We start from the raw sequence: 534 nt of genomic DNA on the forward strand, positions 1-534 counted from the left end.
CGTAGGGGAACCTGCGGTTGGATCACCTCCTTACCTTAAAGAAGCGTTCTTTGTAGTGCTCACACAGATTGTCTGATGAAAATGAGCAGTAAAACCTCTACAGGCTTGTAGCTCAGGTGGTTAGAGCGCACCCCTGATAAGGGTGAGGTCGGTGGTTCAAGTCCACTCAGGCCTACCAAATTTGTACGGCAAATTTGAAGAGGTTTTAACTACATGTTATGGGGCTATAGCTCAGCTGGGAGAGCGCCTGCTTTGCACGCAGGAGGTCTGCGGTTCGATCCCGCATAGCTCCACCATCTCTGTAGTGATTAAATAAAAAATACTTCAGAGTGTACCTGCAAAGGTTCACTGCGAAGTTTTGCTCTTTAAAAATCTGGATCAAGCTGAAAATTGAAACACTGAACAACGAAAGTTGTTCGTGAGTCTCTCAAATTTTCGCAACACGATGATGAGTCGGAAGAAACATCTTCGGGTTGTGAGGTTAAGCGACTAAGCGTACACGGTGGATGCCCTGGCAGTCAGAGGCGATGAAGG

At 47.0% G+C, this 534-nt stretch carries 2 tRNA genes; both read left to right on the forward strand.

Going from position 1 to position 534, the window contains the following annotated elements:
* The first annotated feature begins 101 nt into the window (after positions 1 to 101).
* A tRNA-Ile gene (locus ABZJ92_RS22220) sits at positions 102 to 178 on the forward strand.
* A 42-nt stretch (positions 179 to 220) separates the two neighbouring features.
* Positions 221 to 296: transfer RNA gene (locus tag ABZJ92_RS22225), tRNA-Ala, on the forward strand.
* The last annotated feature ends 238 nt before the right edge of the window (positions 297 to 534 follow it).

Source organism: Shigella sp. FJ200513 (assembly GCF_040495915.1).
In the GTDB taxonomy this organism is placed as follows: Bacteria; Pseudomonadota; Gammaproteobacteria; order Enterobacterales; family Enterobacteriaceae; genus ECMA0423.